Origin of the sequence: Sphingobium sp. TCM1 (assembly GCF_001650725.1) — a bacterium.
Classification (GTDB): domain Bacteria; phylum Pseudomonadota; class Alphaproteobacteria; order Sphingomonadales; family Sphingomonadaceae; genus Sphingobium.
Window position 1 is genome coordinate 1 of the sequence record NZ_LXVX01000034.1, and the last position, 14,206, is coordinate 14,206.

The following is a 14,206-nucleotide window of genomic DNA, read 5'->3' on the forward strand; positions in this document are numbered from 1 at the left end:
GAGCCGTCCACCCCAACAAGGCTGGCGCGAAGAACGCGATCGATTCCATCCTGAAGAACGGCCCCGGCGCGCCGGTCGAAGAGGCGGAATAAGCGGGGCGTCGGTCACGCGCTGGTCGTTCCCCGTGCATGGGGGCGGGCATCAGAAGCGCAAGGAGAGCCCTTCGTTCACCGCAAGCGCCGCCCATCGCGCCGTCAACTCGTCAAGCCGGACGCGTATGGCCTCGACATCATTACCGGATATTGGCACGCTGCCATGGCCCCGTGCATCGCAGGCGTGCCGATAGGTGGCGAGCAAATCCGCCGCCGACACGCGCCCGCCCCACATTTCAGCCTGGAATGCTTCGACCAGTCGCTCCACGGCGGCTTCATTGTCCCCGCCGCCCGCCGTGAAATCCGCTGCCTGACCATCTTTCAACAGCGACAGGAAGCCGCCATGGGCGAGCACGCTTTCCACCGCATAATGGACCATGTCATGGGGAATGATGCCTTGTTTCGGGCATGGGATCGTCTCTGACGCACCCTCGTCTCGAAGGATGGTCAACTCGTCATATTTGCCCGAGCGCTTCACAAATTTGAGTTCCATGCGCAAAGCCTGTCAGTCAGAAGGCCGCCCGCCAGCAGAGTCCGGAGCCGCGCAGGCTTTTGCCTTTGGTCCTTCCGGCCCGCCGGTGGTCCGTCCTATTTCCGGAACGTCTCTGCTGCCGCGCAGGCGAGTTGGTCGGCGCGTTCGTTTTCGGGGTGGCCGGCATGGCCCTTCACCCATTTCCACGTCACCTGATGGCGCGCCGCCGCCTTCAGCAACGCCTGCCAGATCTCGACATTCTTGACCGGCTTGTTGTCGGCGGTCCTCCAGCCCTTTTTCTGCCAGCCGAAGACCCATTTGGTGATGCCGTCCATCACATATTTGCTGTCGGTGTGGAGCGTGACGTGGCACGGCTTCTTGAGCGTGTTGAGCGCCTCGACCGCGGCCATCATCTCCATGCGGTTGTTGGTGGTCTGCGCCTCGCCGCCGGAGATTTCCTTCTCCGTGTCGCCAAAGCGCAGCACCGCGCCCCAGCCGCCGGGGCCGGGATTGCCCTTGCAGGCGCCGTCGGTGAAAATGTCTACGGTCGGAAGGTCGGTCATAATGTCTCCTCCGGTCGGGTCGCGCGTGTCGAGAACGGCGCTTGACGCGTCTCGACTTCGCCCGAAGCGAACGGATGTTGTTTCTCAGGCGCCCAGCAATTCCGCCGGGTCGGCCTTCGCGTAGAAGTCCAGCCGGCGCAGATAGGCAAGCGGGTCCTTCCGCGTCACCAGCGCATCGGCCGGCGTGTTGATCCAGTCATAGGCGCGCGTCAGCAGGAAGCGCAGGGCCGCGCCCCGGCACAGGATCGGGAAGGCGGCGCGCTCGGCCTCGGTCAGGCCATGGGACCGGGCATAGCCCGCACCCAGCGCCGCCGCGCGATCGCCGAACCAGGTCGCGCCGTCATTGCTGAACACCCATGCGCTGTGAGTGACCGCCAGGTCATAGGCGCGGATGTCGGTGCAGCTGAAATAGAAGTCGATGAGGCCCGTCACCTCCTCCCCCAGCATCAGCACATTGTCGGGGAACAGATCGGCATGGATCACCGACCGGGGCAGGTCGGCGGGCCAATGGGCGTCGAGGAAGGCGAGTTCCTGCGCCACACGCGCGGCGAGGCCGGGCTGGATCTCGTCGAAATCGTCGCCGCATCGGGCCGCCAGCGCGTGCCAGCCATCCTTGTCGAGCGCGTTGCGGCGTTCGCCCGCAAAGCCCTGCGCCGCCTTGTGCAGTTCGCCCAGCGCCACGCCGGCGGCGCGCGCCTGGTCGGGGGTGGGTTCGGTGACGGAAATGCCGGTCAGGAACTCGATCAGGCAGGCGGGGCGGCCCGATAATTGCTGGAGCCGCCGGCCTTCGCGATCGGCGATGAAGCGCGGAACCTGACAGCCGCGCGCGCCCAGATGGTCGAGCAGGTCCATGAAGAAGGGCAGGTCGGCCTCGTCCACCCGCTTTTCATAGAGGGTCAGGATATAGCGATGACCATGTCCGTCGGCGCCGGTGGTTTCGAGCATATAATTGCTGTTCTCCACCCCTTCGGCAATGCCCTTGGCCGATACCAGTCGGCCGGCGTCATAGCGCGCGAGGAAGGCGTCGATATCCTCGGCGGGGACGTGGGTGTAGACTGCCATGGCTCAGGCCGTCTCCAGTCCGCGGGGCAGCTTGAAGGCGATGCTTTCGCGCGCCGTTTCCACCTGCTCCTCGACGACGGTGAAGCGCGTGGCGATGCGGTTCACCACTTCGCGCACCAGCACTTCGGGCGCGGAAGCGCCCGCCGTCAGGCCCAGCGTGCCCACACGCGCCAGCCAGTCGAAATCGATCTCGTCGGCGCGCTGGATCAGGCGGGCGGGCGTGCCTTCGCGCTGCGCCACTTCCACCAGCCGAAGTGAGTTGGAACTGTTGGGCGCACCGATTACGTAAAGGGCGTCGCACCGCGCGGCGATGGCCTTGACCGCCGTCTGGCGGTTGGAGGTGGCATAGCAGATGTCCTCTCCCTTGGGTGCGCTGATGGACGGGAAGCGGCGCTGGAGCGCCGCCACGATCGCGGCGGTGTCGTCCACCGACAAGGTCGTCTGGGTCAGGAAGGCCAGGTTGTCGGGGTCGGCGGGCGCGAAGGCCTCGGCATCCTCGACCGTCTCGATCAGGGTCATAGTGCCTTCTGGCACCTGACCGAAGGTGCCGATCACCTCCGGATGGCCATGATGGCCGATGAAGAGGATGTGGCGGCCTGCGTCCACCTGGCGTTCGGCCTGGCGATGGACCTTGCTGACCAGCGGGCAGGTGGCGTCGAGATAGTCGAGGCCGCGCCGTTCTGCCTTGGCCGGTACCGCCTTGGGCACGCCATGGGCGGAAAAGACCACGGGCACGCCGTCGGGCACCTGATCCAGGCTCTCGACGAAGATCGCGCCCTTCGCCTTCAGGCCGTCGACCACGAATTTGTTGTGGACGATTTCGTGACGGACATAGACAGGCGCGCCATATTTCTCGATCGCCTTTTCGACGATGATGATCGCGCGGTCGACCCCGGCGCAGAAGCCGCGCGGGGCGGCGATCAGCAGGGTAATGGGCGGCAGGGCTGCGGGCGCATCGGTCATGTCTGCCGCTTAGGCGAATGTTCTTCCGGAGGAAAGCCGCTTCCTTGCGGTTGGAGGGGATGGGCGGTTGCGTGGCGCGCGGGGGATGGATAAGGAAGCGCAAAGCTTCTGGCCCGATGGCCATCGGGCTGAAAAGGCGTGCGAAGGAATATCTGCCTGTGAAATTGTCCCATATCGCCCTGACATCGATGCTGGCCCTGGCCCTTGCAGGCTGTTCGCGCCGGGGCGAGATCGACGCGACGGGCGGCATCGTCGCTGTGCGGTCGGCCTGTCCGACGGCGGCGATACCGGCCCAGACCGGTGACATCACCCTGTTCAATCCGGCGGGCAGCACGGATGCCGCGGCGATCGACGTGGTGGCGAATATCACCAACCTGCGTTCGACCTGCGCGGACGGCGCGCAATTCTACACCGAGGCGAGCTTCACCGTGAACGGGCGCCGCAGCGACGCGAGCGCGGCGCGGCAGGTGGTGCTGCCCTATTTCTCGGCCGTGGTGCGCGGCGGCAATGCCGTGGTCGCCAAGCGGGTGGGGCAGGTGACGCTGAACTTCGCGGCGGGCGAATATCGTGCCAGCGCGCAGGCCAAGGCCGGTTCCTATGTCGACAAGGCCGCCGCCACGCTGCCGGCCGACATCCAGCAGAAGATCACGCAGAAGCGCAAGGCCGGCGATGCCGACGCCGCAATCGATCCCTTCGCCCAGCCCGACGTCAAGGCGGCGTTGCAGCGAACCAGTTTCGAGCTGCTCGTGGGTTTCAACCTGACCCAGGACCAGCTCCGATATAACGCGACCCGCTGAGAGCGAACCCAATGCCGTTCGCCCTGAGCTTGTCGAAGGGCCGTACTTCTTAAAAGAACGGGGCTTCGACAGGCTCGGCCCGAACGGGTCTACAGCTTTTCGAGGAACTGCCCGTGTCCCTTTATACCCGTTTCACCGCCCATCTCGATGCCGTGCTCGACGCGCTGGAGGCCGATGGCGTACTGCCCGCCGGGCTCAACCGCAAGCCGGTGACGGTCGAGCCGCCGCGCGATCCGTCGCATGGCGACCTGGCCACCAATGCGGCAATGGTGCTGGCCAAGCCCGCCGGCACCAATCCGCGCGCGCTGGCCGATGCGATCGTCACCAGGCTCCAGGCGCTGGATGAGGTCGAAAGCGCCGCCATCGCCGGTCCCGGCTTCATCAACCTGACCCTGACAGACGCCACCTGGCGCGCGGAACTGGCTGCGATCCACGCCGACGCGGCGGATTATGGCCGTTCCGACTTCGGCCAGGGCGTCACCGTCAACGTCGAATATGTCTCGGCCAACCCGACCGGGCCGATGCACATGGGCCATTGCCGCGGCGCGGTGGTGGGCGACGCGCTCGCCACGCTGCTCGAATATGCCGGGCACAAGGTGATCCGCGAATATTATATCAATGACGCGGGCGGCCAGGTGGACGTGCTCGCCCGGTCGGCGCATCTTCGCTACCGCGAGGCGCTGGGCGAGGATGTCGGCGAGATTCCCCAGGGGCTGTATCCGGGCGACTATCTGGTCCCGGTAGGGCAGGCGCTGGCGGCCGAATATGGCGACCGCTTCGTGGGCGCGCCGGAGGGCGACTGGCTGGTGACGTTCCGCACCTTCGCCGTGGCGAGGATGATGGACATGATCCGCAGCGACCTGGCGCTGCTGGGCATCCATCACGACATTTTTTCGTCGGAGGCCGCATTGCAGGCGGCGGGCAAGCCGGACGAAGCCGAAGCCTGGCTGCGCGCGCATGACCTGGTCTATGACGGCGTGCTGGAAGCGCCCAAGGGCGAGCTGCCCGACGACTGGGAGCCGGTGGAATTGCCGCTGTTCCGCTCGACCAAATTCGGCGACGATCAGGACCGGCCGATCAAGAAGTCGAACGGGTCGTGGACCTATTTCGGCGCGGACATGGCCTATCATTACCAGAAGGCCGAGAGCGCCGACCAGTTGATCGACATCTGGGGCGCGGACCACGCAGGGACGGTGAAGCGCATCCAGGCCGCCGTCGCGGCGCTGACGGAAGGGCGGGCACGCTTCGACGTCAAGCTGATCCAGATGGTCCGCCTGCTGCGCGACGGCGAACCGGTGAAGATGTCCAAGCGCGCCGGCAATTTCGTGACTCTGGCGGACGTGGTCAAGGAAGTAGGCAAGGATGTCGTCCGCTTCACCATGCTGACGCGCAAGGCGGACGCGCAGATGGACTTTGATTTCGCCAAGGTGGTGGAGGCATCGAAGGACAACCCGGTCTTCTATGTCCAGTACGCCCATGCGCGCATTTCCTCGCTCGGCCGCCGCGCGCAGGAGGCCGGGATCGACCTGCCCGCGCCCGACCTGTCCCTTCTTGGGACGGCGGAGCTGGCGATGGTCAAGCTCGCCGCGCAGTTCCCCCGCGTGGTAGAAGGGTCGGCGCAGGCTCGTGAGCCGCACAGGATCGCTTTCTATCTCAATGACTTGGCGTCAGCCTTCCATGGCTGGTGGAACATGGGCAATGACGATCCGCGCGCGCGTGTCATTTTGGCCGATGAACCGGCGATTACGGCTAGCCGCCTTTTCCTGGCCCAGGGAATAGGGCAGATTATCCGCAACGGCCTGGCCCTGATGGGCGTGGCCGCCCTGACCGAGATGCAGTGACAAGCGAGGTTTTCTGACGATGGGCGACTATGCGCGCGGTCGACTCGATCTGGATGACGAGGATCGGCTGCCCTGGCTGGAGCCGGCCATGGACGAGGAGGAGGAGCGGCTGTCGCCGTTGCGCCTGCTGGGGCTGATCCTGGTCGGGCTGGCGCTGATCGGCGCTGTCGTGGCCGGCGTCTGGTGGGTGCAGAACCGCAGCGGCGGCGCGGCCGGCGAAGGGAAGCTGATCGCGGCGCCCCAGGGGGACTACAAGATCCCGGCGCAGGAGGCCGACGCCAAGAAGTTCGACGGTGAGGGCGACGCCAGCTATGCCGCGAGCGAAGGCGTGGCGCGTGACGGCCGGATCGATCCGAGCCGCGTGCCCGAGGCGCCGATCACCGGCACCGCGCCCGCGCCCGCCAATGCCAGGCCCGCCGTCGCCCCGCGCGCCGGGCAGAGTGTGTCGGCCCGCGTCGCCGACGAAACCGCCGCCCGGCCGGCCACGGCGCCCCGCGCGACCGCCAGCAGCGGCACGATCCAGCTCGGCGCCTATGGCAGCGCGGCGGTGGCCAAGGATGGCTGGAGCCGCCTGTCCAAGCGCTTCGCCTATCTCGCCCCGCTCGCCACCACGATCGAAGAGGCGCAGGTCGGCGGCGGCACCGTCTATCGCCTGCGCGCCAGCGCGGGCGCCCAGGCGAGCATGATCTGCGGCAAGCTCAAGGTCGCGGGCGAAAGCTGCATGGTGGTGAACTGAACGAGGGCCGGCGGCGACCGCTGGTTATGGTCGCCCCGCCATTTGCGCTTCGACAGGGGGCGCGGGCGGCGCTAGGATCGGGCGCATGAAGCCCGTAATCTTCGGCCTGGCCGGCGAAACCCTGACCCCCGACGAGCGCGCCTTCTTCGCCGAGGCGGAGCCGGCGGGCTATATCCTCTTCAAGCGCAATATCGTCGACCGGGCGCAGCTGCGCGCCCTGACAGACGATCTTCGGTCCCTCCATGGACGCGACGACCTGCTGATCATGATCGATCAGGAGGGCGGCCGCGTCACCCGGATGCAAGGCCCGGTCTGGCCCAGCTTCCCGCCCGGCGCGCTGTTCGACCGGCTCTACGATGTCGCGCCGTCCAGCGCGATCGCGGCCGCGCACGCCAATGCGCGGGCGATCGCGCTGACGCTGGCGGAAGCGGGCATCACCGTCGATGCGCTGCCCCTGCTCGACGTGCGGCAGGAGGGCGCGAGCGACATCATGGGCGACCGGACGCTGGGTGCGGAGCCGATGCGAGTGGCGGCTCTGGGCCGCGCCGTGCTGGAGGGGCTGGCCGAGGGCGGGGTGGTCGGCATCGTCAAACATATGCCGGGCCATGGCCGCGCGCTGGTCGACAGCCATCTGGAATTGCCGGTGGTGGATGCGAACCTGAACGCGCTGGAAACCGACATCGCGCCGTTCCGCACGCTGCGCGACGCGCCGATGGGGATGACGGCGCATGTCGTCTACACCGCCTGGGACGCGGAGCGGCCCGCCAGTCTTTCCCCGACCGTGATCGGGGAGATCATCCGCGAACGGATCGGCTTTACCGGCCTGCTGATGTCGGACGACCTCGACATGAAGGCGCTCCGGGGCAGCATCGCCGAACTGGCGGCGGGTGTCGTCGCCGCCGGATGCGACCTGGCGCTCAACTGCTGGGGACGGATGGACGACATGATCGGGATTGCGGCGGCCCTGCCGGAGATCGACCCGGCGTCGAGGGCCCGGCTCGATCGCGCCATGGCCAGCGTGACGCGCGGCAGCGACCAGCCGCCGCTGGAGCAACTGCTCGCGACGCGGGACCAACTGCTGGCTCCGGTGGTGGCCTGATCCCGGCGGGCAGGGCCGGCTGTTGCGGATGGGGCTGTAATGCAACGACGAGAAGGGGTGGGGAGAGGACTGTCTGCTTAAAGCTCAGAAAACGCCTTTCTAAGACCTTCTTGATAGCGTGCGTGCGCAATTTCTATGTTTAGCCGTTCTCTACGGGCTGTCATGGCAGGTATGATAAATAAGGCCGAGATCAGTGGAACAGGCAGTAACCAAAGCGCCGCTTCCGGCATCTGAAGTTGAAGCCAGATATAGCCTATAAGAACAAGTGATAGGGCCGCAAGTATGCCGCCAGCCCCAAGATAAATCAGTTCAAGAGAGCGATCAGGCACAACCGGCGCGCCAGACCTGATCGGGCCGAATGGGCGTGAAGGCGTTTTGCTCAACTGCTTCATCAGAGAATTGATGCCAGAAGGTGGGACGCGGCTCAAGGTCCGCTTTAGGCGACAGCGGCATCTACGATGAACGTCGAGAAATGGTCGTTTCAACACCGTCAGGATCGATCCGTACCGCACCGGACGAACGGATGTGCCCCTTACCCGCCGCCCGGTGAATTATGCCCGCCCGCCGGGACCGGGCCGCCGCTGGGCGCATGGCCGTGGTCGGGATTGCTGTCCCAGTCGATATGGTAGAGGTCGAAGCGCCGGTCGCGCAGGTTGCGGACCGTGCCTTCCGCCCGCGCCCAGCTGAGGTCGGCGAGGTTCACGTCCGCCATGGTGAGCGTTTCGACATTCTCGGTGGATTCGGCCGCGATGCCGTCGCGGGCGAAGGGCAGGTCGCAGGGCGTCAGGATCGCGCTCTGGGCATATTGAATGTCCATATTGTCGACGTTCGGGAGATTGCCGACATTGCCGGACATCACGACATAGCATTGATTTTCGATCGCGCGGGCCTGCGCGCAATAGCGCACGCGCATATAGCCCAGGCGCGAGTCGGTGCAGAAGGGCACGAAGATGATGCGCGCGCCCTGGTCGACCAGGCGACGGGCCAGTTCGGGAAATTCGCTGTCATAGCAGATGAGCACGCCGATCGGGCCGCAGTCGGTCTGGATCACGTCCAGCGCGTCGCCGCCCTTGATGTTCCACCAGAAGGCTTCGTTCGGCGTCGGGTGGATTTTTTCCTGGGTGTGGACCGATCCGTCGCGCAGGGCGACATAGGCGATATTCTGAATGTCGCCATCATCGGCGCGGGTGGGATGCGATCCGCCGATGATGTTGATATTATATTCCAGCGCCATCCGTGTCAGTTCCTTCGTCAGGCGCGGGGTGTAGCCGGTGAGCCTGTCGATCGCCTCGACCGGATTGAGCTTCTTCGTCTCGAAGGAGAGGAGGGGGAGGGTGAAGAGCTCGGGAAAGACGATGAAGTCCGAGCGATAATCGGCGGCGACATCGACGAAATATTCGATGTTGCGGATGAATTCGTCGAAATCCTGCACCGCGCGGGCCTGCAACTGGCAGGTGGCGAGGCGGACGCTCTCGACGCCGCGCGGCACGCGCATTTCTGGCGCTTCGTCGGGATCGACATAGGGATTGCGCCAAACCAGATGGGCGGCGTGGCCGTCCGACTGCTTGTCCTCGGGGAGGTAGTTTTCGAGCACGCCCAGCGGTTCGAACTGGTTCTTGAGCTGGAAGCTGATGACCTGGTCGCGCAGCTTGCCCTGGATCACCTTGTCGAGATAGTCGGCCGGGCTGCCGACGCGGCGCTTGGCGCGGGCATAGCCGGGCATCCGGCCGGCGATGACGATGCCGTGCAGGTCGAGTTCCTCGGCCAGTTCCTTGCGCTCGTCGTAGAGGCGCTGTCCGATGCGCAGGCCGCGCAGCTTGGGATCGACCGCCATTTCATAGCCATAGAGCCATTCGCCCGCCGCGCTGTGGCGGGTGCCGAAGCCGTTGGCGGTGATCTCTTCCCAGTCATGCGGGGAAAAGGCCATGCTCTTGCTGACGCGCATGGTCGCGCAATAGCCCACCACCTTGTTGTCATAGAGGGCGACGAAGCAGCCATTGGGAAAATTGTTGATCTGGCCGCGGATGGTGGCGAGCGAATAATTGGGCATACCGGGATAGGCGCGGGCGATCAGCCGCTGGATGCCGCGCACGTCGGTCGGCACGGCCGCGCGGACTTCGAGGCGCTTCTTCGCGGTGGTCGTCACAATCGTCTCCCGTTCGTTCCTGCCCATGAAAAAGGCGGCGCCGGGATGCGGCGCCGCCTCGTTCCGTTACCGTATTGAAACCGTAAGGGGCCGGATCAGTTCCGTGCCCTCAGTTCCACTTGCCCATTTCGGTTTCGAGGTTGGAGCGGATCGCCTCGAAGAACTGCTCGGTGGTCATCCAGGCCTGTTCCGGGCCGATCAGCAGCGCCAGATCCTTGGTCATCGCGCCGCTTTCGACGGTCTGGATGCAGACCTTCTCCAGCGTTTCGGCGAAGCGCACCACATCGGGCGTGTCGTCGAACTTGCCGCGGAACTTGAGGCCGCCGGTCCAGGCGAAGATCGAGGCGATCGGATTGGTCGAGGTCGCCTTGCCCTGCTGGTGCTGGCGATAGTGACGGGTGACGGTGCCGTGCGCGGCTTCGGCTTCCACGGTCTTGCCGTCGGGCGAGAGCAGGACCGAGGTCATGAGGCCGAGCGAGCCAAAGCCCTGCGCCACCTGGTCCGACTGGACGTCGCCGTCATAATTCTTGCACGCCCACACGAATTCGCCGCTCCACTTGAGCGCCGAGGCGACCATGTCGTCGATCAGGCGATGCTCATAGACGATGCCGGCGTCCTTGAACTTCTGCGCGAAGCCCTCGGTCTCGAACACTTCCTGGAACAGATCCTTGAAGCGGCCGTCATAGGCTTTGAGGATGGTGTTCTTGGTCGAGAGATAGACCGGCCACTTCAGGTTGAGGCCATAGTTGAAGGAGGCGCGGGCGAAGTCGCGGATCGAATCATCGAGATTGTACATCGCCATCGCGACGCCCGATCCGGGGAAGTCGAACACTTCGCGGTCGATCACTTCGCCGTCATTGCCCTCGAACACCAGGCGCAGCTTGCCGGCGCCGGGCACGCGGAAGTCGGTGGCGCGATACTGGTCGCCAAAGGCGTGACGGCCCACGACGATCGGCTTGGTCCAGCCGGGGATGAGGCGCGGCACGTTGGAGATGACGATCGGTTCGCGGAACACGACGCCGCCCAGGATGTTGCGGATCGTGCCGTTGGGCGACTTCCACATCGACTTGAGGTTGAATTCCTCGACGCGCTGTTCGTCGGGGGTGATGGTGGCGCACTTCACGCCGACGCCATATTGCTTGATCGCGTTGGCGGAATCGATCGTGATCTGGTCGTTGGTCTCGTCGCGCTTCTGGACGGACAGGTCGTAATATTTGAGGTCGATGTCGAGATAGGGCAGGATCAGGCGCTCACGGATCCATTCCCAGATGATCCGGGTCATTTCGTCGCCGTCGATCTCCACGACGGGGTTTTTCACCTTGATCTTCGCCATAGCGCCTATTCGCCTTCTTCTCTTGGGTGGAATTATGGGACGCCCCTAAGGAAAGCGGCGGCAATGTTCAACTGCCCAGGGCCATGAATCTGCCGCCGATGGACCCCCGACCGGGATCGGTCGTTGTCAGCGCAACAGTCTCTCCCTAAAGACGGTGCCCATGGAGAATGACGAGATCACGATTGCCGCTGGCGGCAATGTCAAATGGCGCTTCCCTTCGGTCCATCCGGAGGGGATGAAGTTCGGCCTGATCGCCGCTGCGATCACCGGCCTCCTGTTCCTGGTGGGATGGGAGATATTGGGCTGGCTGATGGTCATGGTGACGATCTGGGTCTTCGCCTTCTTCCGCGATCCGGTACGGGCGGTGCCGCAGGACGAAGGCGCTATCATCGCGCCCGCCGATGGCCTGGTGACGCTGATCCAGCGCGTGCCGCCGCCGCGCGAGATGGCGGGCGCCAACGGACTGGGCGACCAGCCGCTGATCCGCGTGTCCATTTTCATGAGCGTGTTCGACGTCCATATCAACCGCACCCCCATCGGCGGGACGGTGAAGTCGGTGGTCTATATTTCGGGCAAGTTCCTGAACGCGGACCTGGACAAGGCGAGCGAGGATAATGAGCGCCAGCATATCCTGGTCGAGCGGCATGACGGATTGCGCGTCGGCTTTACCCAGATCGCCGGCCTGGTGGCGCGGCGTATCGTGCCCTTCGTCAAGCCCGGCGACATGGTCGCGGCGGGACAGCGCATCGGCCTCATCCGTTTCGGCAGCCGCGTCGATGTCTATCTGCCCGCCGGGACCGCGCCGCGCGTGATCCTGGGCCAGCGTACCGTCGCGGGCGAAACCATATTGGGCCAGATCGGTGACCGCCGCGTCGTGGCGGGCATCCAGCAGTGATCCTGATGGACCTTGCCTCTGTCGCCGTTCGGGCCGCGCCAGTCGAAGCCCCGGCTCTTTCCTCGCGCCATGCGTCCGCGAGGAAGAGCCCTTCGACATGCTCGGGGCAGACGGAAACTTCGGTCGGGGCCAGCGCCGTGACGGTGGCGCCATGAGCCGCCAGCGTCGCGCGGTGCCGCCGGGGCTGCGGCGGGGTATCACCCTGCGGATGCTGGCGCCCAATGCGGTGACGGCGATGGCGCTGTGCTTCGGCCTGACCGGCGTGCGCTACGGCATTTCGGGCGATTGGGAGCGGGCGGTGCTATCCATCCTGTTCGCGGGTGTGCTGGACGGGCTGGACGGGCGGATCGCGCGGCTGCTGCGCGGCGAGAGCCGGTTCGGCGCGGAACTCGATTCCCTGTCCGATTCGATCGCGTTCGGCGTCGCCCCGGCGCTGATCCTTTATTTGTGGTCGCTGCACGCCATGCCGAAATTCGGCTGGATCTTCGCGCTGGCCCATGCGCTGTCCTGCGCGCTGCGGCTGGCGCGCTTCAACGCCAATATCGACGCCGACGAGCAGCCGCACAAATCGGCGGGCTTCCTGACCGGCGTTCCCGCACCCGCAGGCGCGGGGCTGGCCTTCGTGCCGCTCTATCTCTGGCTGGTGACGGGCGAGGCGTTTTTCCGCGCCTGGTATGTGGTCGCGCCCTGGACGGCCTTCACCGCGTTCCTGATGATCTCCAACATCGCGACCTACAGCTGGTCGGCGCTGCGGCTGCGCAAGCGCATCCGGCTGGAGGCGATCGCGGTGGCGGGGCTGATGGCGGCATTGCTGGTGACAGACCCCTGGCTGACCCTGTTGATCCTGTGCGCCGGCTATATCGCGCTCATCCCCTTCGGCATCCTGTCCTACGCCAAGGTCAGGCGCCAGCGTCAGGCGGCGGCGGGCGCCGCCTGACGGTCAGGCGGTCAGGCCGCCGGCAGGAAGGGGAAGGCTGGCCTTGCGCAGGCCGTGGGTCACGCGCGGGCGGCTGACGCGGATATGGTAGACCTGAGGCGTCTGCGGGATCGGCTGGAACAGCAGGGCGGCCACCATCTTGTCATGATAGGCCGCGAACATCCAGGCGATGGTGGCGACCGCCAGCAGGAAGGCGGCGGAAAACAGGGTCGCAGCAACAAGAGTGAACATGGCGATCACTTTCTGTCTTGCCATTTGCACGGCATGGCTCACTATGACGGCATGAACGGCGGCTGACCGTATTTGTTCCGTCTGTTCCCTTTATGTTCTCATGGAAGAACGGCGTCAACCCTTGCATTTGCTTTTTTTCGCGTCTAAGTGCGCGCCCATTCCACATGGGAATCGACATATCCGGTGCCTTGTCCGGCCTTGAAGGTCTTGGCGGGTTCCTGATTCCCAGAGGTAGCAACCGGAAGGAGAAATATTATGGCGGCACCTGTCGTCACCATGCACCAATTGATCGAGGCTGGCGCCCATTTCGGCCACCAGACCCACCGCTGGAACCCGCGCATGAAGCCGTACATCTTCGGCGAACGCAACGGCATCCACATCCTTGACCTGTCGCAGACCGTGCCGCTGTTCGGCCGCGCGCTCGACTTCGTGTCGGCCACCGTCGCCGCCGGCGGCAAGGTGCTGTTCGTGGGCACCAAGCGCCAGGCGCAGGATCCGATCGCGGACGCTGCCCGCAAGTCGGGCCAGCACTTCGTCAACCATCGCTGGCTGGGCGGTATGCTCACCAACTGGAAGACCATTTCGGGTTCGATCAAGCGCCTGAAGACCCTCGAGGAAAAGCTGTCGGGCGACACCCACGGCTTCACCAAGAAGGAAGTCCTCCAGATGACCCGCGAGCGCGAGAAGCTGGAACTGTCGCTGGGTGGCATCCGCGACATGAACGGCATCCCCGATGTCATGTTCGTGATCGACGCCAACAAGGAAGAACTGGCGATCAAGGAAGCCAACACGCTGGGCATCCCGGTCGTCGCGATCCTCGATTCGAACGTCTCGCCCGACGGCATCGCCTTCCCGGTTCCGGCGAATGACGACGCCAGCCGCGCCATCCGCCTCTACTGCGACGCCATTGCTGCCGCCGCCACCAAGGGCAACCGTGGTGCGCAGCAGGCTTCGGGCGTCGATCTGGGCGCGCTGGACGAGCCGATGGCCGAAGAGGTCGTCGCCGAAGCCTAACAGCGTCGCAAGACTGCAAGAATGA

At 65.3% G+C, this 14,206-nt stretch carries 16 protein-coding genes; 8 read left to right on the forward strand and 8 right to left on the reverse strand.

Annotation, left to right across the window (positions count from 1 at the left end):
- Positions 1-92, forward strand: a 92-nt coding sequence (locus A7Q26_RS26185) for a DUF1508 domain-containing protein (protein WP_157102590.1), incomplete at its 5' end; no start/stop codon positions are given.
- Between the two features lie 49 nt (positions 93-141).
- Here the strand turns inward: A7Q26_RS26185 and A7Q26_RS17000 are convergent.
- The 4 genes from A7Q26_RS17000 to ispH form a co-directional block, all read right to left on the reverse strand.
- Positions 142-585 carry a hypothetical protein gene (locus A7Q26_RS17000; protein ID WP_066861880.1) on the reverse strand — a complete coding sequence of 148 codons (444 nt, stop codon included), beginning with the start codon at positions 583-585 and terminating at the stop codon, positions 142-144.
- Positions 586-680: 95 nt separating this feature from the next.
- Entirely contained in the window at positions 681-1,127 is a 447-nt protein-coding gene (rnhA, locus tag A7Q26_RS17005) for a ribonuclease HI (protein WP_066861883.1), read from the reverse strand.
- A gap of 84 nt (positions 1,128-1,211) precedes the next feature.
- Positions 1,212-2,189, reverse strand: coding sequence for a homoserine kinase (thrB, locus tag A7Q26_RS17010; protein ID WP_066861884.1), 978 nt, complete (start codon positions 2,187-2,189; stop codon positions 1,212-1,214).
- A gap of 3 nt (positions 2,190-2,192) precedes the next feature.
- Positions 2,193-3,152, reverse strand: a complete 960-nt coding sequence (gene ispH / locus A7Q26_RS17015; RefSeq protein ID WP_066861886.1) for a 4-hydroxy-3-methylbut-2-enyl diphosphate reductase — start codon at positions 3,150-3,152, stop codon at positions 2,193-2,195.
- Between the two features lie 188 nt (positions 3,153-3,340).
- Here ispH and A7Q26_RS17020 point away from each other — a divergent pair, with 188 nt between their 5' ends.
- The 4 genes from A7Q26_RS17020 (at position 3,341) to nagZ (ending at position 7,625) form a co-directional block, all read left to right on the forward strand.
- Positions 3,341-3,949, forward strand: coding sequence for a hypothetical protein (locus A7Q26_RS17020; protein WP_066862861.1), 609 nt, complete (start codon positions 3,341-3,343; stop codon positions 3,947-3,949).
- A 113-nt stretch (positions 3,950-4,062) separates the two neighbouring features.
- A complete protein-coding gene (gene argS, locus A7Q26_RS17025; RefSeq protein ID WP_066861888.1) occupies positions 4,063-5,790 on the forward strand; it encodes an arginine--tRNA ligase in 1,728 nt (575 codons plus the stop codon).
- Between the two features lie 19 nt (positions 5,791-5,809).
- A complete protein-coding gene (locus A7Q26_RS17030; RefSeq protein WP_066861890.1) occupies positions 5,810-6,526 on the forward strand; it encodes an SPOR domain-containing protein in 717 nt (238 codons plus the stop codon).
- A gap of 85 nt (positions 6,527-6,611) precedes the next feature.
- On the forward strand, positions 6,612-7,625 hold the full coding sequence (gene nagZ, locus A7Q26_RS17035; protein WP_066861893.1) for a beta-N-acetylhexosaminidase: 1,014 nt from the start codon (positions 6,612-6,614) through the stop codon (positions 7,623-7,625).
- Between the two features lie 77 nt (positions 7,626-7,702).
- Here the strand turns inward: nagZ and A7Q26_RS25285 are convergent, their stop codons facing one another.
- The 3 genes from A7Q26_RS25285 to A7Q26_RS17045 all read right to left on the reverse strand — a co-directional run bounded on the left by A7Q26_RS25285 (position 7,703) and on the right by A7Q26_RS17045 (position 11,104).
- On the reverse strand, positions 7,703-8,017 hold the full coding sequence (locus A7Q26_RS25285; protein WP_157102591.1) for a hypothetical protein: 315 nt from the start codon (positions 8,015-8,017) through the stop codon (positions 7,703-7,705).
- Between the two features lie 140 nt (positions 8,018-8,157).
- Positions 8,158-9,771 carry a bifunctional GNAT family N-acetyltransferase/carbon-nitrogen hydrolase family protein gene (locus tag A7Q26_RS17040; RefSeq protein WP_066862863.1) on the reverse strand — a complete coding sequence of 538 codons (1,614 nt, stop codon included), beginning with the start codon at positions 9,769-9,771 and terminating at the stop codon, positions 8,158-8,160.
- A gap of 109 nt (positions 9,772-9,880) precedes the next feature.
- Entirely contained in the window at positions 9,881-11,104 is a 1,224-nt protein-coding gene (locus A7Q26_RS17045) for an NADP-dependent isocitrate dehydrogenase (RefSeq protein ID WP_066861894.1), read from the reverse strand.
- A gap of 160 nt (positions 11,105-11,264) precedes the next feature.
- On the opposite strand from A7Q26_RS17045, the gene A7Q26_RS17050 reads away from it, so the two are divergent.
- A complete protein-coding gene (locus tag A7Q26_RS17050; RefSeq protein WP_066861897.1) occupies positions 11,265-11,999 on the forward strand; it encodes a phosphatidylserine decarboxylase in 735 nt (244 codons plus the stop codon).
- A 208-nt stretch (positions 12,000-12,207) separates the two neighbouring features.
- Positions 12,208-12,936, forward strand: coding sequence for a CDP-alcohol phosphatidyltransferase family protein (locus tag A7Q26_RS17055; RefSeq protein WP_066862866.1), 729 nt, complete (start codon positions 12,208-12,210; stop codon positions 12,934-12,936).
- 3 nt (positions 12,937-12,939) lie between these two features.
- Here A7Q26_RS17055 and A7Q26_RS17060 read toward each other — a convergent pair whose 3' ends face one another.
- Positions 12,940-13,191, reverse strand: a complete 252-nt coding sequence (locus tag A7Q26_RS17060; protein ID WP_443018168.1) for a hypothetical protein — start codon at positions 13,189-13,191, stop codon at positions 12,940-12,942.
- A gap of 231 nt (positions 13,192-13,422) precedes the next feature.
- Here A7Q26_RS17060 and rpsB point away from each other — a divergent pair, with 231 nt between their 5' ends.
- Entirely contained in the window at positions 13,423-14,181 is a 759-nt protein-coding gene (gene rpsB, locus A7Q26_RS17065; protein ID WP_066861903.1) for a 30S ribosomal protein S2, read from the forward strand.
- Positions 14,182-14,206 lie beyond the last annotated feature (25 nt).

Coding starts and splice junctions, on each gene's coding strand:
- A7Q26_RS17045 (WP_066861894.1), bottom strand. CDS start 11,104: ATGGCGAAGATCAAGGTGAAAAACCCCGTCGTGGAGATCGACGGCGAC.
- A7Q26_RS17060 (WP_443018168.1), bottom strand. CDS start 13,191: ATGGCAAGACAGAAAGTGATCGCCATGTTCACTCTTGTTGCTGCGACC.
- nagZ (WP_066861893.1), top strand. CDS start 6,612: ATGAAGCCCGTAATCTTCGGCCTGGCCGGCGAAACCCTGACCCCCGAC.
- thrB (WP_066861884.1), bottom strand. CDS start 2,189: ATGGCAGTCTACACCCACGTCCCCGCCGAGGATATCGACGCCTTCCTC.
- A7Q26_RS17050 (WP_066861897.1), top strand. CDS start 11,265: ATGGAGAATGACGAGATCACGATTGCCGCTGGCGGCAATGTCAAATGG.
- rpsB (WP_066861903.1), top strand. CDS start 13,423: ATGGCGGCACCTGTCGTCACCATGCACCAATTGATCGAGGCTGGCGCC.
- A7Q26_RS17055 (WP_066862866.1), top strand. CDS start 12,208: ATGCTGGCGCCCAATGCGGTGACGGCGATGGCGCTGTGCTTCGGCCTG.
- A7Q26_RS17020 (WP_066862861.1), top strand. CDS start 3,341: ATGCTGGCCCTGGCCCTTGCAGGCTGTTCGCGCCGGGGCGAGATCGAC.
- ispH (WP_066861886.1), bottom strand. CDS start 3,152: ATGACCGATGCGCCCGCAGCCCTGCCGCCCATTACCCTGCTGATCGCC.
- A7Q26_RS17000 (WP_066861880.1), bottom strand. CDS start 585: ATGGAACTCAAATTTGTGAAGCGCTCGGGCAAATATGACGAGTTGACC.
- rnhA (WP_066861883.1), bottom strand. CDS start 1,127: ATGACCGACCTTCCGACCGTAGACATTTTCACCGACGGCGCCTGCAAG.
- A7Q26_RS17030 (WP_066861890.1), top strand. CDS start 5,810: ATGGGCGACTATGCGCGCGGTCGACTCGATCTGGATGACGAGGATCGG.
- A7Q26_RS25285 (WP_157102591.1), bottom strand. CDS start 8,017: ATGAAGCAGTTGAGCAAAACGCCTTCACGCCCATTCGGCCCGATCAGG.